This is a genomic window from Streptomyces sp. NPDC059247, from assembly GCF_042754005.1.
Classification (GTDB): domain Bacteria; phylum Actinomycetota; class Actinomycetes; order Streptomycetales; family Streptomycetaceae; genus Streptomyces.
This window is the reverse complement of sequence record NZ_JBHYZW010000012.1, coordinates 17,786-35,440: the sequence shown is the minus strand read 5'-3', so window position 1 is coordinate 35,440 and position 17,655 is coordinate 17,786. Positions and strand designations below refer to the sequence as shown.

At 69.3% G+C, this 17,655-nt stretch carries 17 protein-coding genes and 1 riboswitch; of the genes, 9 read left to right on the top strand and 8 right to left on the bottom strand.

All coding sequences use genetic code 11. The features are described 5' to 3' along the window. Positions 1-248: 248 nt before the first annotated feature. From ACFXGN_RS21640 to ACFXGN_RS21630, 3 genes are all read left to right on the top strand, one after another. Positions 249-1,634 (top strand): Tat pathway signal protein, encoded by a 1,386-nt coding sequence (locus tag ACFXGN_RS21640; protein ID WP_384861533.1) that lies wholly within the window; start codon positions 249-251, stop codon positions 1,632-1,634. Positions 1,635-1,692: 58 nt separating this feature from the next. After that, complete coding sequence (locus ACFXGN_RS21635; RefSeq protein WP_384861530.1) at positions 1,693-2,178, top strand: TrmO family methyltransferase; 486 nt, start codon at positions 1,693-1,695, stop codon at positions 2,176-2,178. A gap of 92 nt (positions 2,179-2,270) precedes the next feature. Beyond that, positions 2,271-5,408, top strand: a complete 3,138-nt coding sequence (locus tag ACFXGN_RS21630) for a DUF3427 domain-containing protein (protein ID WP_384861527.1) — start codon at positions 2,271-2,273, stop codon at positions 5,406-5,408. 51 nt (positions 5,409-5,459) lie between these two features. On the opposite strand, the gene ACFXGN_RS21625 is transcribed toward ACFXGN_RS21630, so the two are convergent. Further along, the gene (locus ACFXGN_RS21625; RefSeq protein ID WP_384861525.1) at positions 5,460-5,927 is read right to left on the bottom strand and encodes an NUDIX hydrolase; all 468 of its coding nucleotides are present in this window, start codon (positions 5,925-5,927) and stop codon (positions 5,460-5,462) included. Positions 5,928-6,155: 228 nt separating this feature from the next. Here ACFXGN_RS21625 and ACFXGN_RS21620 point away from each other — a divergent pair, with 228 nt between their 5' ends. Further along, complete coding sequence (locus ACFXGN_RS21620; protein WP_384861523.1) at positions 6,156-7,136, top strand: hypothetical protein; 981 nt, start codon at positions 6,156-6,158, stop codon at positions 7,134-7,136. Between the two features lie 37 nt (positions 7,137-7,173). Continuing rightward, positions 7,174-7,476, top strand: coding sequence for a hypothetical protein (locus ACFXGN_RS21615; RefSeq protein ID WP_384861520.1), 303 nt, complete (start codon positions 7,174-7,176; stop codon positions 7,474-7,476). A gap of 52 nt (positions 7,477-7,528) precedes the next feature. Here ACFXGN_RS21615 and ACFXGN_RS21610 read toward each other — a convergent pair whose 3' ends face one another. Together ACFXGN_RS21610 and ACFXGN_RS21605 are read right to left on the bottom strand one after the other, a co-directional pair. Beyond that, positions 7,529-8,797: a DUF445 domain-containing protein gene (locus ACFXGN_RS21610; RefSeq protein WP_384861518.1), complete on the bottom strand. Its 1,269-nt coding sequence runs from the start codon at positions 8,795-8,797 to the stop codon at positions 7,529-7,531. Between the two features lie 11 nt (positions 8,798-8,808). Next, on the bottom strand, positions 8,809-9,819 hold the full coding sequence (locus ACFXGN_RS21605; protein ID WP_384861515.1) for an ATP-binding cassette domain-containing protein: 1,011 nt from the start codon (positions 9,817-9,819) through the stop codon (positions 8,809-8,811). Between ACFXGN_RS21605 and ACFXGN_RS21600 the strand changes: the two genes are divergently transcribed. Beyond that, complete coding sequence (locus tag ACFXGN_RS21600; RefSeq protein ID WP_384861512.1) at positions 9,808-10,044, top strand: hypothetical protein; 237 nt, start codon at positions 9,808-9,810, stop codon at positions 10,042-10,044. The two genes, ACFXGN_RS21605 and ACFXGN_RS21600, sit on opposite strands and share 12 nt — an antisense overlap. Before the next feature lie 27 nt (positions 10,045-10,071). Here ACFXGN_RS21600 and ACFXGN_RS21595 read toward each other — a convergent pair whose 3' ends face one another. Next, positions 10,072-10,848 (bottom strand): ABC transporter permease, encoded by a 777-nt coding sequence (locus ACFXGN_RS21595; protein WP_384861874.1) that lies wholly within the window; start codon positions 10,846-10,848, stop codon positions 10,072-10,074. 70 nt (positions 10,849-10,918) lie between these two features. Beyond that, on the bottom strand, positions 10,919-11,719 hold the full coding sequence (locus ACFXGN_RS21590; RefSeq protein ID WP_384861872.1) for an ABC transporter permease: 801 nt from the start codon (positions 11,717-11,719) through the stop codon (positions 10,919-10,921). 193 nt (positions 11,720-11,912) lie between these two features. On the opposite strand from ACFXGN_RS21590, the gene ACFXGN_RS21585 reads away from it, so the two are divergent. Further along, on the top strand, positions 11,913-14,159 hold the full coding sequence (locus ACFXGN_RS21585; RefSeq protein ID WP_384861510.1) for a transglycosylase domain-containing protein: 2,247 nt from the start codon (positions 11,913-11,915) through the stop codon (positions 14,157-14,159). Here the strand turns inward: ACFXGN_RS21585 and ACFXGN_RS21580 are convergent. The 3 genes from ACFXGN_RS21580 to ACFXGN_RS21570 form a co-directional block, all read right to left on the bottom strand. Beyond that, the gene (locus tag ACFXGN_RS21580) at positions 14,153-14,473 is read right to left on the bottom strand and encodes a DMT family transporter (protein WP_384861507.1); all 321 of its coding nucleotides are present in this window, start codon (positions 14,471-14,473) and stop codon (positions 14,153-14,155) included. The two genes, ACFXGN_RS21585 and ACFXGN_RS21580, sit on opposite strands and share 7 nt — an antisense overlap. 33 nt (positions 14,474-14,506) lie before the next feature. Next, positions 14,507-14,580: riboswitch (guanidine-III (ykkC-III) riboswitch) on the bottom strand. Positions 14,581-14,623: 43 nt separating this feature from the next. Then, positions 14,624-14,962, bottom strand: coding sequence for a GroES family chaperonin (locus ACFXGN_RS21575; RefSeq protein WP_384861504.1), 339 nt, complete (start codon positions 14,960-14,962; stop codon positions 14,624-14,626). A gap of 46 nt (positions 14,963-15,008) precedes the next feature. Next, positions 15,009-15,329, bottom strand: coding sequence for a DUF3618 domain-containing protein (locus tag ACFXGN_RS21570; RefSeq protein WP_384861502.1), 321 nt, complete (start codon positions 15,327-15,329; stop codon positions 15,009-15,011). Positions 15,330-15,473: 144 nt separating this feature from the next. Between ACFXGN_RS21570 and bcp the strand changes: the two genes are divergently transcribed. Further along, the gene (gene bcp, locus ACFXGN_RS21565; RefSeq protein ID WP_384861499.1) at positions 15,474-15,947 is read left to right on the top strand and encodes a thioredoxin-dependent thiol peroxidase; all 474 of its coding nucleotides are present in this window, start codon (positions 15,474-15,476) and stop codon (positions 15,945-15,947) included. Positions 15,948-16,118: 171 nt separating this feature from the next. Next, a complete protein-coding gene (proP, locus tag ACFXGN_RS21560) occupies positions 16,119-17,615 on the top strand; it encodes a glycine betaine/L-proline transporter ProP (protein ID WP_384861498.1) in 1,497 nt (498 codons plus the stop codon). Positions 17,616-17,655: the final 40 nt, after the last annotated feature.

Genomic DNA, 17,655 nt, shown 5'->3' with positions numbered 1-17,655 from the left:
CGACGGCGGGGCATGGGATTCCCCTCGCGCGTCCCGCCCGTTCGGGGCAGCAGGGGCGAGGGTTGGCCCGCCCCACGCATCGCCATCACCCACGTGACTGAAAGTCATCAGTCGGCCTCCCGGCGTCGCTGATCGGTGGTTTCGTGTTCTCTCAGCGAACCGTGATTCGCGGCGGGCGGACACCCCCGTCCAGGCCCCGATGCCGTCAAACCCGTCAAAGATCGTTCCCTTGTGAAGAGGGGCGCAGCATGGCGCGCAGGAACGAGGCCTTGGCCTTGGTGATCGCGGAAACAGGCTGGTCACAGACAGCTGTGGCAGCCGCTCTGGTACGAGTGGCCGCCGAAACAGGTGTCGCGGAACTGCTCACCGTCAAGCGCTCGCACATCGCGATGTGGATCGCTGGCACCCAGCCCCGGGGGCGAGCGGGTGACATCCTGTGCGAAACGCTGTCGCGGCGCCTGACGCGCCCCGTGACACTCACGGAGATCGGTCTCGCGAGGAAGTTCCCGAACGGAACCACTGAATTCGAGTGGGCCACGGACACCTTGACCACTCTGCTCGACCTGGGGAGAAGCAGCATGGATCGCGAACGACGCCGGATCCTTGCCGGTGCCGCCTACTCCGTCGGAGGGTTAGCCCTCCCCAAGGACTCCTGGTGGGACGAGGCCCCGGAACGGGCTCGTTCTCGCCCGACCGGCACGAACCGCAAGGTCGGTGAGACCGAAGTGCGGGCGATTCGCGAGATGACGGAATTCTTCTCCCAGCGTGATCAACGGCATGGGGGTGTGGACGGCCGGACCGCCCTGCACCAGTACATCGTCGACGATGTCGCCAGATACCTCAGCGGGATCTTCAACGGCGAGAAGGCGCGCCGCTCGCTGTACTCGGCAGCGGCCGAAGTCGTCTACGTCGCGGGGTGGATGGGATTCGACGCCTCCCAACACGAAGCCGCACGACGCCACTTCACCCTCGCGTTGAGGCTGGCCGCCGAAGCCGACGACGCCCCCCTCGCCGGTCACATTCTGCGGGCGATGGCCCATCAGGCGATGGACTTGGGACACACCAAGGCGGCCTTGGGTCTCGCCAACGCATCCGTCGAGCGCAACAGGTACTCCCATGCCACCCCGCGGGAACGCGCTCTGATCGGGATCGTGCGTGCACGGGCATTGGCCGCGGACGGCCAACGACACAAGGCCCTCGCGGCGATCCACCGGGCTGAGGCGGATCTCGGCGAGGCCCTGCCCGGTGACTCGGAACCTCGACGGGTCTGGTTCTTCCAGGACGCCTCTCTCGCCCACGAGACGGCCCGCACCTTGTGGGCCCTGGGCGACCTCGACAGCGCCCTCCGCCACTTCCGCGACAGCGCCCGTCGCCGTAGGGCCGACTCCTTCAGTAGGACCCATGCCGTCACCCTCGGCTACATGGGTACGGTCCAAGCGGGGCAGGGCAACATCGACGCGGCCTGCCGGACCTGGTCTCGGGCGCTCGACGCCATGGACGGCGTCCAGTCCGGCAGGACCCGGGAAGCGGCCGTCACCATGTGTGCGGCCCTTTCCCCCTTCCGCGACCGAGGCATCCCCGGCGCCTCGGAAGTGAACGCGCGGGCCCGGAGCGTACTGCGGCGAGTAACCTGACGCCGCCGAGCCGCCGAGCTCCACGGGCGGCACCGCCGAGGAAGAGGAAGGGGCAGCCGTGTCAGCCCAGTTCATCGAGGTACCGGTCATCGCCGATGTCATCGGAGGTCATCTCGGACGACGTGACGACTTCAAGGGCGGCGTACAGTCGATCATCCGGCTGAGGTCCGAATTCCCCGTCGAAACGCTCCGAGGCATCGAGGAGTTCTCCCACCTCCAGGTCACATGGTTCTTCAACCTCGGCTCTCCTGACGATGTGGCCCTCCACGCACGGAGCCCCCGCGACAATCCCGCGTGGCCCGCCACCGGCACCTTCGTCCACCACAACCACCGACGCCCGGCCCGCATCGCGACCTCTTTCCCGAGATTGCTCAAGGTGGAGGGTCTCGATCTGCACGTGACGGACCTCGACGCCGACGAGGGCACCGAGGTCATCGATCTCGTGGCGGTGTTCAAGGAGATGCTTCCGCGCGGCCCCCTCACCCAGCCGACGTGGCCGGGCGAGATGCTCACCGATTACTGGCGGGACGCCTCGGAGCGTTGAGTCGGCCGAGCCAGAGCATCGGGCAAGGCAGGGGCTCAAGGTGCGTCAGAGACACCTGGTACCAATAAGGAGGTCGACCAGGGAGGGAACTGATGAGTGCGCTGCCGAGTTCTAGCGAACCGATTTTTGGCCTTTATGAGCAATTGATAACGCTTCGACTCGAAAGTCGTCTCAAGGAGCTCACCGAGCGTGGCTTGCACGCCATCGATGATGCGATTGGGCCCGAGTCCGCCCCTAGGATCCTCGCAAAGCACGTGTCCGACACGGTACGTCACATTCTGGAAGGGTTGCCCGAGGCGGAACGTGTTCATGCCGCCAACGACATCCTCCAGTCGATGAGCACCATCGACGGCGCACGTGAGTGGGTCGACCTCGTTGCCGATGGCCCTCGCCAACTCTTGGCGATCGCGGAGCAGGAATCCCAGGGCGTGTACCGCATCCGCCCGGCAACTCCACTCACCGAAACCGCCCTCATCACCAACGCTCCGGAAGATCCGAGTCTCGGCTTCGAGTTGCGGGCGGAACTTGCGACGGCCGATCGGGTGGACCTCCTCTGCGCCTTCGTCAAGTGGCACGGCCTCCGGGTGATCGAGCAGTCGCTTGAAGCAGCCCATGCACGAGGCGTACCCGTACGGGTCATCACGACGACCTACATCGGCGCCACGGAACGTCAGGCACTTGACCGACTCGTGCAGCGATTCGGCGCGGAAGTGAAGGTCAACTACGAGATCCGGTCGACACGGCTACACGCCAAGGCATGGCTCTTCCGCCGACACAGCGGATACGACACCGCTTACGTGGGCAGTTCCAATCTGTCGAAGGCAGCCCTCCTCGACGGACTGGAATGGAACGTCCGTCTGTCGTCCGTGGCCACTCCCGACGTGATCCGCAAGTTTGAATCCACCTTCGATGCCTACTGGAACGATCCCTCCTTCGAGCTCTACGACCCCGAGCGGGACGCCGAACGATTGAGCGAAGCCCTCCGAGTGGCGGGGCGGGGCAAAAGCCCGGCGTCGGACCAGCGGATCACCCTGTCCGGGTTGGAGGTACGACCGTATCCGCACCAGCGGGACATGCTGGAGCGCCTCCAGGTGGAGCGGGACGTACACGACCGGCACCGCAATCTTCTGGTGGCGGCAACCGGAACCGGCAAGACCGTGATGGCAGCGCTGGACTATCGACGCCTTCGGCAACAGCATGGCCGCGGTCTGCGTCTCCTCTTCATTGCGCATCGACAGGAAATCCTCCGCCAGTCACTGCGCACCTATCAGGACGTCTTGGGGGACGCCAACTTCGGTGAGGAATTGCACAGCGGGCTCGTACCCAACGCCTGGGAGCACGTCTTTGCTAGCGTGCAGTCGCTGAAGTCGCAGCGGCTGGACCAGCTCTCTCGCGACCACTTCGATGTCATCGTCATCGACGAGTTCCACCACGGCGTCTCCTCGACCTACCGAGCGATCATCGACCATTTTCAGCCGATGGAGTTCTTGGGGCTCACTGCGACCCCTGAGCGGATGGACGGCCGCAACGTTCAGGACGAGTACTTCAACGGACGCATTGCTGCGGAGATGCGCTTGTGGGAAGCCCTGGAGAACGATCTACTCAGCCCCTTCCACTACTTCGGCATCACCGACAACACCGACATGAGCGCAGTCGAGTGGAAGCGCGGCAGCTATGATTCCACCGCACTCAGCTCACTGTTCACCGGAAACGAAGCAAGGGCGCGGCTCGTCGTCCGAGCCGTGCAGGACAAAGTGGTGGACCCTGGCTCCATGCGTGCGCTGGGATTCTGCGTCTCCGTCGCGCACGCCACCTTCATGGCCGAGTACTTCCAGCGCGCCGGCCTCAAGGCCGTCGCCCTGTCGAGCGAAAGTCCCCAAGAAGTCCGTAAATCCGCGCTCGCCGATCTGAGCGCCGGAACCATCCAAGTGATCTTCTCCGTTGACCTCTTCAACGAGGGTCTAGACATTCCAGACGTCGATACCCTGCTCCTTCTGCGGCCGACCTCCAGCGCCACCGTCTTCCTCCAGCAGTTGGGGCGTGGACTTCGCCGCACAGAGACCAAGGCGGTGCTCACCGTCCTGGACTTCATCGGACAGCACCGTAAGGAATTCCGCTTCGAGGAGCAGTTCCGTGCGCTGACCAATCTGACGCGCAAGCGCCTCCTCTCCAGCGTTGAGCAAGGTTTCCCTCAGCTTCCTTCCGGTTGCCAGATCATCCTTGAGTCGAAGGCCAAGGAACTGATCATCGACAACATCCGCAATCAACTCAGCGTCAACGTCACTCAGCTCGCACAGGAAGTCCGGCGTTACGGGGTTTCCGATCTCACCGCCTACCTCGCGGAGAGCGGTCGCGAGCTCAAGGAGATCTATCGAAGCAACGGAGGATCGTGGACCGGACTTCTCCGTCGATCAGGCCTACTGTCCAAGGAAAGCCCCCAGGGTGAAGAAGCGCTCCTGAAGCGAGTGACGGCTTTCCAGCACGCCGATGACCCCGAACGGATCAGAGCCTACTCGGACTTGCTGGCTGACGACGCACCGCGATACGGCCTCCTGAGCGAGCGCGATCAGGCGTTCGCCCGAATGCTCTACTTCTCGCTATGGCCGCTGAGCGGCTTCAGCAGCTTCGAGGAAGGCCTGGAATCGCTCCGCCCCCACCCTGCCGTGCGAAGTGAGATCCGCCAGGTCTTGGCCCACGTGCTGGAGCGGCTCGACCACGTCCCGATCAGGCTGGTGGGCCCCCTCGAAAGCCTTCCGCTGACCATCCACGCTTCTTACAGCCGGGAAGAAATCCTCCCTGCGTTGGGGCAGGCATTCGTAGACCGTGACCTCCCCGGGCACTTCCGGGAGGGCGTGAAGTGGTGTGAGGGGATCAGTACCGATGCTCTGTTCATCACCCTTGAGAAGGACGAGAAGGACTTCTCTCCCCAGACCCGCTATCGGGACTTCGCACTGAACGAGCTCCGCTTCCACTGGGAGTCCCAGAACCGGACTTCAGAGACGTCAGCGACGGGCCGCCGCTATCAGAGCCACCAAGCTGATGGCTCTCATGTGCTTCTCTTCGTCCGCCGCTACAAGAAGACCGACATCGGCGGCCCTCAGCCCTGGCTCCTCCTTGGCCCTGCCGAGTACGTGTCCCACGAGGGCAGCAAGCCGATGGGGATCGTCTGGGACCTCCAGCACGAGATGCCTGCCGACGTATGGACGTACTCCACCATCACCAACGGCTGAGTCAGCTTCCGTTCGGGGGTCGGCACCGGGCCGCTCCCCGAACGGATGCGTTCAGCCGAGGTAGGGGTACGTGCCAGCGAGATAGTCGCCGATCTGCTGGCGCATACTCCTATGGATGTCGTACTGGTCCAGGTCGGCCGGTTGGACGAAGCGGACACCGTCTGCCTCGTCGTTGATGGTGGGCTCGCCGCCCACAGGTCGGCCGATGTAGGTGTTCTCGTACTGCTGACGGATCTCACCGTCGGTGTACGCCACGATGTGCCGCGGGTTGGTGTAGACGCCGAGGAAGCCGGTGATCTCGGCGACGATCCCCGTCTCCTCCAGACATTCGCGCACCGCGCACTCGGCAGCGGTCTCGCCGATGTCCTGGGCGCCTCCGGGCAGCGCCCACTGGCCGGTGTCACGGCGGCGCTGGAGCAGGATGGCGCCGGTTTCATCGACGACCAGCAGGTTGCTGGCCGGAATGAGGGTGTTGGCCTTGGGCGCGCTCGGGTCGTTGTAGTACTCGGTCCTGCCCATGTGCGGCGGTCCCCTCCTGGTTGGGCATCCACGGCCGTGCGTCGGCCCGTACAGCGTCGAAGCCTTGCCGCTGCCCGGCACTCATGAGTCCGTTCTTCACTCACACGAGCGTTCTTCACTTAACGTGATTTCCCAGACGCGTTCCGTACGGTACGTTCACGCAAAACGGCCCCCACCGATGGTTGCACCCATCGGCGAGGGCCTGAACCACCAGTGGAAGCAGCCACCGTGATCTACCGCAACGTTATCGCGCCCTCTCATGCCTTCACCCAGTTCTCGCACGAGCTCATCCGGCATCCTCGGCTCAGTTCCGACGCCGTTCGGCTCCTGACCTGGCAGCTCTCCCTTCCCCACGGCGCTCGCGAGTCGCTCTCCAAGACCGCCGAGCGTGCCCGGATCGGGGCATGTGCCTTCAGCCGGGCCAAGCGGCAGCTCAAGGAAGAGGGGTTCGTGCACGAGCGGAGGGTCCAGGGCAGCGGAGGGCACTGGGGCACCCAACAGCTCGTCTCCAACACACCGTTGACCTCGGACGAGGCCACCAAACTCCTCGCCCGGACCCCACTCCTGGCCTGCGCGAACCTCGTATCCCCGCAGGTCGTACCGAGTCCCCGGAAACCGGTCGCCGGTGCCCCGACGGCCGGTGGACCGGTAACCCCGCACACCGGCCGTCATCCAAAGAAAGACCTACAGGAAGACACCTCCAACCCTCCGCCGGTGGCGGGTGAGGGTGCGCCCGTCGGGCCCAGCACCGAGCCCTCTGACGGCCCACCCAGCAGCCCCTGCCGCGAAGAGGCCCGCGCCCTCGTCGGCGCACTGCCCCTCCTCTCCCCCGCCCTCCGCCACATCCCGCACGGAATGCGCGACGAACTCGTTCGCCTCGCCGCCCGCTGGCTCGACGCCGGGCACACCTCCGCAGACGTCCACGAACACGTCCTGCGCGGGCTACCCGGCACCGGAACACCCGTACACCGGCCCGGTGGCCTCGTCCGTTACCTTCTCCGCGACGTACCGCCCCTCGCCCTGCCGCCACAGCCGGGGAGCCGACTCTCCGCTCGCCTCGAAGGCACACGCGAATGCTCCGGCAGCCACATCCAGCCCATGCTGTTCCGGCCCCTCGCCGACGAGACGCTCTGCTCCGAATGCGCCACGCACACCCCGAACCAGCCGAGCGCCGTGCCCGGCAGGGAGAACGCTCGCGCCCTCTCGTAGGCTCGACCCGTCACCGCTCCCGCCCGAAAGGCCCCCCATGCCCGCCCTCCCCTCCCCCGCCATCGCCGCCGCCGGACTCGTGGGGGGTTACGCCGTCGCCCGGTGGAGCGGGAAGCGGGCGTTCGGTGGGGTGGTGCTCGTCGGGGCCGGGGGTGTGGCCGCGTACGAGTGGCGGCGGGTCGGTGGGGCGAAGGTGGCCGCCGGGCTCGGGGCCGTCTACCTCGCCGGGTTCGCCGGGTCCCATCCCCTCGCCAGGAAGATCGGCGCCTGGCCCGCCGTGTTCTCCGCCGCCGGTGCCGTCGCCGCCGCCTCCTGGGCCGTCACCCGCGACAAGGGCTGAGCCCGCGTCCGCGGGGGCCCGCCTCCACCGGCAAGGTCCTGCCGACGGCGGTTCAGCCGCCCACCGCGTGGCTCACCGTGTAGATCAGCAGGCCCGCCAGCGCGCCGACCACCGTGCCGTTGATGCGGATGAACTGGAGGTCGCGGCCGATGTTCGCCTCGATCTTCTTCGAGGTCTGGGTGGCGTCCCAGCTCGCCACCGTGTCCGTGATCAGGGACGTGATCTCCGCGCGGTACGTCGTCACCAGGTAGGCCGCCGCGTCCTCCGCCCAGCCGTCCACCTTCGTCTGGAGGCGGGTGTCCGTCGCCAGGCGGTTGCCCAGGGAGATCAGGGAGGCGCGGGCCCGCAGCCGGAGCTGGCTCCGGTCGTCCTCGGCCGCCGCGATGATCAGGTTGCGGACCGACGACCAGGCCGAGGCGATGATGTCCTGGACCTCGGGACGGGCGAGCAGCTCCGACTTGAGGCGTTCCACGCGGGCCCGGGTGTCCGTGTCGGCCTGGAGGTCGGCCGCGAAGTCGGTGAGGAAACGGTCGATCGCGCCGCGCGCCGGATGAGCCGGCATGTCCCTCATCTCCGTGACGAAGCGGAGCAGCTCCTTGTAGACGCGCTCCCCGATGCGCTTGTCCACGAAGCGGGGCGTCCAGCCCGGCGCGCCGCCCTGCACCGCGTCCATCACGGAGTCGCCGTGGGTGACGAGCCAGTCGTGGGCGCGGGTGCAGATCAGGTCGACGGCCCGGTGGTGGGCCCCGTCGGAGACGACCTTCTCCAGGGTCTTGCCGAGACCCGGCGCGATCTCCGCCGATTCGGCGCGGCGGGTGATCGCCTCGCCGACGACCGCCTGCACGTCGGAGTCCCGCAGGACGGTGAGCGCCCCGCGCAGCGCGGTCGACGCCTCCGCGGTGACCCGGTCCGCGTGCGCCGGGTCGGCCAGCCAGCCGCCGAGCCTGCGGCCGATGGCGAGGGCGGCGAGCCTGCCCCGTACGACATCGGCCGACAGGAAGTTCTCACCGACGAACGAGCCGAGCGAGGCTCCCAGCTGGTCCTTCTTCTTCGGGATGATCGCCGTGTGCGGGATCGGCAGCCCCAGGGGGTGCCGGAAGAGGGCCGTCACCGCGAACCAGTCGGCGAGCGCGCCGACCATGCCCGCCTCGGCCGCCGCCGCGACGTAACCGGCCCAGGGCCCGGCGCCCGCGCTCCGCGCCCAGGTGGCGAGCGCGTAGACCACCGCCACGCCGACGAGGAGCGAGGTCGCCAGCACCTTCATGCGGCGGACCCCTCTGCTCTTCTCCTCGTCCGCGGCCGTGTACGAAAAACTCACCATGAGCTGACCTCCTACCTCAGGGACTCCCGGCGGTCCTCCCGAGTTCCCCCGTACATCTTCGCGATCACCGCCTCGATGTCGGGTTCCCGCACCGAGAGGTCGATCAAGGGGTGCCGGGCGGCCACCGCCGCGACCAGCGGCGCGGCCGAGGCGGTGGCCGGGAAGGCGAGCCACTGGCGTGGTCCCTCCGCCCGTACGAAGCGGGCTCCCGGCACGTCCTCGATCGGCGGCGCCTCCCGTTCGAGGTCCACGACGAGGAGCCGTTCGCTCTCGCCGACGGCGTGGAGTCCGGCGAGCGCCCCGTCGTACATCAGCCGCCCGTGGTCGATGACCATGACCCGGGAGCAGAGCTGTTCGATGTCGGTGAGGTCATGGGTGGTGAGGAGGACCGTGGTGTTCCGGGTGTCGTTCAGGTCCCGCAGGAACTCCCGTACCCGTGACTTCGAGACGACGTCCAGGCCGATGGTCGGCTCGTCGAGGTAGAGCACCTCCGGGTCGTGGAGCAGCGCCGCCGCGATGTCGCCGCGCATCCGCTGGCCGAGGGAGAGCTGCCGGACGGGCACGTCGAGCAGTTCGCCGAGTTCGAGGAGCTCCACGCAGCGGGCGAGGTTCTCCCGGTAGCGGGCGTCGGGGATGCGGTACATGCGGTGCATCAGCCGGTACGAGTCCTTCAGCGGCAGGTCCCACCAGAGGGTGGTGCGCTGTCCGAAGACGACTCCGATCCGCTGGGCGAGCCGCGTGCGTTCACGGGCCGGGTCGATGCCCGCGACGCGCAGCCGTCCGCCGGTGGGGGTGAGGATGCCGGTGAGCATCTTGATGGTGGTGGACTTCCCGGCGCCGTTGGGGCCGATGTAGCCGACCATCTCGCCGCGCTCGACGCGGAAGCTGATGCCGTCGACGGCCCGGACCTCGCACCGCTCGCGGCGGAACGGGCCCGTCCGGCGGCGGACCGTGAACGTCTTCTCCAGGGATTCCAGCTCGATGAACGGCCCCTCGGGCGATTCCGGCTCGTGGAACGGCACGGTCCTCAGCTTCCTTTCGATCGGTACGACTCCGATTCCGACGCCGACTGCGATGCCGGTGCCGGGTACGGCTCCGTCGTCGGCCGCGGCTCCGACTGCGATGCCGGTGCCGGGGACGCGGTGGTCCTCGGTCTCCGGCCGTCCCGTACGGCCCCGGCCGCCCATGACGGCCGCACCCCCACCCCGTACGCCTCGTACGCCCCGTACGACCCCGCCCGCCCGTGACGCCCGTGCTCGACGGCCACCCGCCCCTCAGCTCCCCGTCGACCGGTACGAGCGGACCCCCGCCCGCCAGGCGAGCGCCGCGACCCCGCAGCAGACGGCCGCGACCAGCGGTGACGCGAAGCCCGCCCATTCCGGTACGCCCGCGGGGGCCGGGCGGTCGAGGACGTGGAGGACCGGCAGCCAGTTCACGAACGCCAGCGGCACCACGTACACCACGCCCCGGACGAGGTCCTGCGCGAAGAGCGTGGGCGGATAGCCCAGGAGGGTGTTCCCGCCGTACGTGAAGGCGTTCGTCACCTCCGCCGCGTCCTGCATCCAGAACAGCGCGGACGCCCCGAGCACCATCAGCGCGACGAAGATCACCGCCCCGCAGACCACCGCCACCACGAGGAGCAGCGCCTTCACCGGGGTCCACGCCACATCGAGCAGGCACAGCCCCCAGACGAGGACGGTCAGCCCCTGGAGCACCCGGCCGAACCGGCGCAGCGCGAACTTGTCCGCCGCGACCTGCGCGAGGAGCGGCGCCGGGCGCATCAGGAAGGTGTCGAGGGAACCGTCCCGGACCCGCCGTCCCATCCGCTGGATGGAGCCCGCCGTCAGGTCCGCGATCCCGAAGGACGTGCCCGCCGTCCCGTAGAGCAGGGCGACCTCGGCGAAGGAGAAGCCGCCGAGCCCGCGCACCTGACCGAACATCAGCAGGATCACGACGAAGTCGAAGAAGGTGACGCAGAAGCTGGTCACCAGGGTGATCGCGAAGGACGCGCGGTACGTCATGGTGGAGCGGATCCACATGCCCGCCACCATCCGGTACGTCGTCCAGGCACCGACCGGCGGCCCGTACGCGCGCGGGGCGGGGTCCTCCTGGAGCGGTCGCTCAGCCACCCTGGACCACCACCTTCCGGGTCGCCGCCGTCTGCGCCGCCCGGCCCGCGCCGAGCAGGGCGAGGGCCCAGCAGCCCTGGAAGGCGTACGCCCCCGCGAGCCCCCAGCCCCGGTGCTCGCCCAGGTACACGTCGGCCGGGACCTGGAGCAGCGCCGCCCAGGGCAGCGCGCGGGCGATCTCGCCGAGGGTGCCGGGGAAGACGTTCAGGGGGAGCAGCATCCCGGAGAAGAACAGTCCGGTGAGCCAGGCCACCTGGACCACTCCCTGGCCGTCGAGCAGCCAGAAGGCGCTCATCGCGACGAGGTACCAGATCGCGAAGCTGACGACGGTGCCCAGGGCCACCGCCACCAGGAAGGCGAGCCAGGTGCCGAGGTCCGGGGGCAGGGTGAAGCGGAAGACGCACCAGCCGATCACCATGGGGACGACGCCCCGGCCGAGGAACTGGAAGGCGCACCGGCCCGCGTTGGCCGAGAACCACCAGGTCTGGAGGTCGGCGGGGCGGTAGAGGTCGACCGCGATGTCCCCGGTCCTGACCCGTTCGATGATCTCGTCCTCGAAGCCGCCGCCCATGAGTCCGCAGACGGTGAGCAGGGCCTGTCCGAGCCACACGTAGGCGAGGGCGTCGTCCGCGGAGTAGCCGCCGAGGTGCGGGCGCTCGTCCCAGAGCGCGAGGTAGGTGTACGAGATGACCAGGCCGAAGACGCTGTTGGTGAAGACGCCCGCCACCGTCGCCACCCGGTAGGTGGCGTGGCGCCGGAACCCGCCCGCGGCCACCGTCGCGTACAGCCGCAGCATGTCGTCCCCCCTTCCGGCGCGCGGGGCCGCGGCTCCGCGCACCACCCGAAAAAACGCCGAAGCGCACGACCTTAGCGGGGGTGGCGGGGCACCGCGACCGGTTTTAGGCCGCTCTCGAACACCCACGGAAAAAGGTGACATTCGGGTCGCAATCAAGACTTTCCGGGCCTTGCGGGCAGTATGGGGTGCCATGCCCCCTTCCTCCGGTACGAGCGATCCCGACGCCCCCCGGCCGACCCCTCCACCCGGCTGGGATCCGAGGGACCCCACCCTCCCCGCTCCCCCGCCCCCCGCACCGAGGCGCCGCCCCCTCCGGCGCGTCCTGCGCGCCCTCCTCGGGCTGTCCCTCCTCGGCACCCTGGCCCTCGCCGGGGCCCTCGTCGCCGGATACCTCCTCGTGGAGATCCCGCCCGCCAACTCCGCCGCCGTCGCCCAGTCCAACGTCTACCTGTACCGCGACGGCAGCACCCTCGCCCGGGACGGCGAGGTCAACCGCGAGAGCGTCCCCCTCGACCGCGTCCCGCCCGCCCTCCGGGACGCCGTCCTCGCCGCCGAGGACCGCGACTTCCACACCTCACCGGCCGTCGACCCCAAGGCGATGCTCCGCGCCGCCTGGAACACCGTCACCGGCAAGGGCCGCCAGTCCGGCTCCACCATCACCCAGCAGTACGTCAAGAACTACTACCTGGGCCAGGAGCAGACCCTCAGCCGCAAGGCGAAGGAGTTCTTCATCGCGATCAAACTGGGCCGCGAGAAGACCAAGGACGAGATCCTCCAGGGCTACCTCAACACCAGCTACTTCGGCCGCAACGCCTACGGTGTCCAGGCCGCCGCCCGCGCCTACTACGGCAAGGACGTCGAACGGCTCGACACCTCCGAGGCCGCCTACCTCGCCTCCCTCCTCAAGGCCCCCAGCGCCTACGACGTCACCACCCACCCCGAGAACCGCGCCAAGGCCGTCGCCCGCTGGAACTACGTCCTCGACGGCATGGTCACCGAGGGCCGGCTCACCCCCGCCGCCCGCACCGGCGCCCGCTTCCCCGCCCCCGAGGACGCCCGCACCTCCGCCGGACTCGCCGGACAGCGCGGCTACCTCGTACGGGCCGTCGAGGAGTACCTCACCGGTCACGGCGTCGTCGACGAGAAGACCCTCGCCCTCGGCGGCTTCCGGATCACCACCACCCTCGACCCCGCCAAACAGGAGTCGCTCGTCCGGGCCGTCGAGGACCGGGTCGTCTCCCGGCTCGACCCCGCCCGCTCCCCCGCCGACCGGTACGTCCGCGTCGGAGCGGCGGCCGTGGACCCCGCCGACGGCAAGGTCCTCGCCCTGTACGGCGGGATCGACTACACCCGGCAGTACGTCAACAACGCCACCCGCCGCGACTACCAGGTCGGCTCCACCTTCAAGCCCTTCGTCTTCACCGCCGCCGTGCAGAGCGGGGCCCAGACCCAGCAGGGCGAGCCCATCACCCCGTACACCGTGTACGACGGAAGCAACCGGCGCCCGGTGGAGGGCTGGAACGGCAGCCCCTACGACCCCGCCAACGAGGACGACGCCAGCTACGGCGAGATCCCCGTCGGCACCGCCACCGACCTCTCCGTGAACGCCGTGTACGCCCAGATGGCCGTGGACGTCGGCCCCGGCCACGTACGGCGCACCGCCGTCGCCCTCGGCGTGCCCACCACCACGCCCGACCTCACCGCCTCCCCCTCCATCGCGCTCGGCCCCGCCACCGCCAGCGTCCTGGACATGGCCACCGCCTACGCCACCCTCGCCGCCCACGGCAGGCACGGCGCCGCCACCCTGGTCGAACGGATCACCAGGGACGGCCGGGACGTGACGGTGCCCGCCGTCGCCGCCCGGCAGGCGGTCAGCAGGGAAGCCGCCGACACGACCACGTCGATCCTGCGCAGCGTCGTCGCCTCGGGCACCGGAACGGCCGCGCAGGCCGCCGGACGCCCGGCGGCGGGCAAGACGGGCACGGCGGAGGACGACAAGGCCGCCTGGTTCGCCGGATACACCCCGGACCTCGCGACCGTCGTCGCGCTGATGGGCCAGGACCCCGGCACCGGCCACCAGAAACCGCTGTACGGAGCCCTCGGACTGCCCCGGATCAACGGAGGCGGACCGCCCGCCGAGATCTGGGGCGCCTTCACCCGGGAAGCCCTGGCCGACGGCGAACCCCGCGACTTCGACCTCCGGCTGATGCCCGGGACACAGGACCCGCCGACGGTCCCGGACGGCACGGCGAGCGGCACGGACGGCACGGCGGGCGGCACGGACGGACCGGCGGGCGGCACGGACGGACCGGCGGGCGGCACGGACGGACCGGCGGGCCGAACGGACGGACCGGCCCAGCCGTACCTGACGGGCGAAGCGGGCCCGGGGACCGCCTCACGCGGCCCCCGGACGCCCCCCGGCCCGCGCGGTCAGTGACCCGAGGTCGCCTTGAGGCCCACCACGGCGACCAGCAGCAGACAGACGAAGAAGATCCGGGCGGCGGTCGCCGGCTCCCCGAGCGCCACCATGCCGACCACCGCCGCACCGGCCGCGCCGATGCCGACCCACACGCCGTACGCCGTACCGATGGGCAGCGTCTTCGCCGCCTGCGACAGCAGCACCATGGAGACGACGATCCCGGCACCGGTGAACACACTGGGCCACAGCCGGGTGAAACCCTCGGTGAACTTCATACCGATCGACCAGCCGACTTCCAGCAGACCCGCGATGATCAGAAGAACCCAGGCCATGACGACGACACCTCCGCGAGACGGAACAACAGGGATGCGTCGTCTTGTCGATCCCGGTACGGCGCGTCTCGTCGGGTGTCACCAGGCTAGCAAAGAACGGCGAAGGGCCCCGGTGACCCTGGTCACCGAGGCCCACACGGCCGTCCCGCCCTACAGATACAGACCGGTCGAGTCCGAAGCGCCCTGGAACCGGTCCGCCGCCACCGCGTGCAGATCCCGCTCGCGCATCAGCACGTACGCGATGCCCCGCACCTCGACCTCGGCCCGGTCCTCGGGGTCGTACAGCACCCGGTCACCGAGCTCGACCGTCCGGACGTTCTGCCCGACCGCGACGACCTCGGCCCAGGCCAGCCTCCGGCCGACGGCCGCGGTCGCCGGGATCAGGATGCCGCCACCGGAACGCCGCTCCCCCTCCGGGGAATCGGTACGGACCAGGACCCGGTCGTGCAGCATCCGGATGGGCAGCTTGTCGTGCGTGTTCTCGCTCACGGGGTGAACCTACCCGCCCCGCCCCGGCACCCGTGGCCGGGCGGACTCACGCCCTGCCCTTGCGGGAGGACACCGCGAGGAGCCCGACCACCGCGACGACCACCAGGGCGGCGGGCACCACACGGTCGAGCCGGGGAGCGCCGTCCTCATGGGTGAAACGTGCCTTCACATCCGAGACCACCCGGTTCACGGCGACGAAGGCGCGCCCGGCGGTCTCGTCGACCGTCGAGGCGACCTTGGCCTTCGCGTCCCCGATGATCGTCTTCGGATGCACCCTCATACCGATCTCGTCGAGAGTGACGGCGAGCTGCTCGCGCCGGCGGACGATGTCCGCCTCGATCTGCGCAGGGGTCCTGGCCTCCGACACCGCGCTGCCTCCGTAGTCGTGATCCGGTCGTCCGACCGGTCCTCGACCGGTCCTGATGGACAGTCTGTCAGCTCTGCCGCCGTCGGGCCGTCCCCGACCCCCATTAGGCTCTCATCGCGTACGCGAACCATCCCGAGGAGAGCCATGAGCGAGCGACTGCAGCCCGGCGACACCGCCCCCGCCTTCACCCTGCCCGACGCGGACGGCAACGAGGTCTCCCTCGCGGACCACAAGGGCCGCAAGGTCATCGTCTACTTCTACCCGGCGGCCCTCACCCCCGGCTGCACCAAGCAGGCCTGTGACTTCACGGACAACCTGGACGTGCTGGCCGCGGCGGGCTACGACGTCATCGGCGTCTCGCCGGACAAGCCCGAGAAGCTGGCGAAGTTCCGCGAGAAGGAGAACCTCAAGGTCACCCTGGTCGGCGACCCGGAGAAGACCACCCTGGAGGCGTACGGCGCCTTCGGCGAGAAGAAGCTCTACGGCAAGACGGTCACCGGCGTGATCCGCTCGACCGTCGTCGTCGACGAGGACGGCAAGATCGAGCACGCCTTCTACAACGTGAAGGCCACCGGCCACGTCGCCAAGATCATCCGGGATCTCGCCATCGAGGGCTGAAACCCCCCGGCACGACCGGGCGCGGCCCCCGACGGCCGCGCCCGCCCGAGGTGACGGGGTCGCGGTCCCGCGCGACTTCTGCCGGTGAACGGCACGACCGCTTTTGTTTGTGAACGGCACGACCGCGCAGAAGGTCCTCCGACAGCTTTCCCGGAGAGAGGACGTACGGCCATGCCGGTCACGGACCGCGACCCCGACGCCGACCCCGAGGCCGTCAGACGCCACCCCCGCCTGTTCCGGGCCGTCACCCGGCGCCGACGGCCCCGGCTGCGGCGGACCGACATCACCGTGACCGACGAGGCGGCGGTCAGGAGGGCCGTGAAGGCCGCCTCGCTGGGCAACGCCATGGAGTGGTTCGACTTCGGCGTCTACGCCTACCTCGCCGTCACCCTCGGCCATGTCTTCTTCCCCTCGGGCAACGACACCGTCCAGCTCCTCTCGTCCTTCGCCACCTTCGCCGTCGCCTTCCTCGTACGCCCCCTCGGCGGCATGGTCTTCGGCCCGATGGGCGACCGGATCGGCCGCAAGAAGGTCCTCGCGCTCACCATGATCCTCATGGCGGCCGGCACCTTCGCCATCGGCCTGATCCCCTCCTACGCCTCCATCGGCTTCTGGGCCCCGGCCCTCCTGGTCCTCTTCCGCATGGTCCAGGGCTTCTCCACCGGCGGCGAGTACGGCGGAGCCTCCACGTTCATCGCCGAGTACGCGCCCGACCGCCGCCGCGGCTACTTCGGCAGCTTCCTGGAACTCGGCACCCTCGCCGGATACGTCGCCGCCGCGAGCCTGGTCACGGCCCTCACCACCTGGCTCGGCCCCGACACCATGGAGGCCTGGGGCTGGCGCGTGCCGTTCCTCGTCGCGGGCCCGCTGGGCCTGGTCGGCCTCTACCTGCGGATGCGGCTCGACGAGACGCCCGCCTTCCAGCGGCTGGAGGCCGACACCGCCCACCCCACCGGGACGGCGGACCCCGCGGACACCTCCACCAAGGGCGACCTCGGCAGGATCTTCCGCAGGCAGTGGCCCGCGCTCGTCCTGTGCGTCGCGCTCGTCGGCGCGTACAACATCACCGACTACCTGCTGCTGTCGTACATGCCGACGTACCTCTCCGACGAACTCGGCTACAGCGAGACCCACGGCCTGCTGGTCCTGCTGCTCGTGATGGTGCTCCTGATGCTGGTCATCACCCAGGTGGGCCGTCTGAGCGACCGGTTCGGACGCAAGCCGGTCCTGATGGCGGGAATGCTCGGCTTCCTCTTCCTGTCGCTGCCCGCGTTCCTGCTGATCGGGCAGGGCGGCATCCCCGCGATCACGGCGGGGATGCTGATGCTCGGCCTCTCCCTCGTCTGCCTGCTCGGCACGATGTCGGCGGCGCTCCCGGCCCTCTTCCCCACGAACGTGCGGTACGGCTCCCTGTCGGTGGGCTACAACCTGTCGGCCTCCCTCTTCGGCGGTACGACCCCGCTGGTCGTCACCGCCCTGATCGGCGCCACCGGCAGCACGCTGATGCCCGCCTACTACGCGATGGGCGCGGCCCTCGTCGGCGTCGTCGCGGTGGCCTGCATGAAGGAGACCGCCCGCCAGCCCCTGGAAGGCTCGCCCCCCTCGGTGGGAACCCCGGAGGAAGCGGCGGAACTGATCCTGTCGAAAACCCCCGAACCAAAGTTCTGACCCCCTCCCCTCCCCCACACAGTCCCCCTCCGGCGCACCC

Excerpts from the sequence above, each read along its gene's own strand:
- ACFXGN_RS21640 (WP_384861533.1), top strand. The coding sequence starts at position 249 with ATGGCGCGCAGGAACGAGGCCTTGGCCTTGGTGATCGCGGAAACAGGC.
- ACFXGN_RS21630 (WP_384861527.1), top strand. The coding sequence starts at position 2,271 with ATGAGTGCGCTGCCGAGTTCTAGCGAACCGATTTTTGGCCTTTATGAG.
- ACFXGN_RS21625 (WP_384861525.1), bottom strand. The coding sequence starts at position 5,927 with ATGGGCAGGACCGAGTACTACAACGACCCGAGCGCGCCCAAGGCCAAC.
- ACFXGN_RS21615 (WP_384861520.1), top strand. The coding sequence starts at position 7,174 with ATGCCCGCCCTCCCCTCCCCCGCCATCGCCGCCGCCGGACTCGTGGGG.
- ACFXGN_RS21610 (WP_384861518.1), bottom strand. The coding sequence starts at position 8,797 with ATGGTGAGTTTTTCGTACACGGCCGCGGACGAGGAGAAGAGCAGAGGG.
- ACFXGN_RS21595 (WP_384861874.1), bottom strand. The coding sequence starts at position 10,848 with ATGGTGGCGGGCATGTGGATCCGCTCCACCATGACGTACCGCGCGTCC.
- ACFXGN_RS21585 (WP_384861510.1), top strand. The coding sequence starts at position 11,913 with ATGCCCCCTTCCTCCGGTACGAGCGATCCCGACGCCCCCCGGCCGACC.
- ACFXGN_RS21580 (WP_384861507.1), bottom strand. The coding sequence starts at position 14,473 with ATGGCCTGGGTTCTTCTGATCATCGCGGGTCTGCTGGAAGTCGGCTGG.
- bcp (WP_384861499.1), top strand. The coding sequence starts at position 15,474 with ATGAGCGAGCGACTGCAGCCCGGCGACACCGCCCCCGCCTTCACCCTG.
- proP (WP_384861498.1), top strand. The coding sequence starts at position 16,119 with ATGCCGGTCACGGACCGCGACCCCGACGCCGACCCCGAGGCCGTCAGA.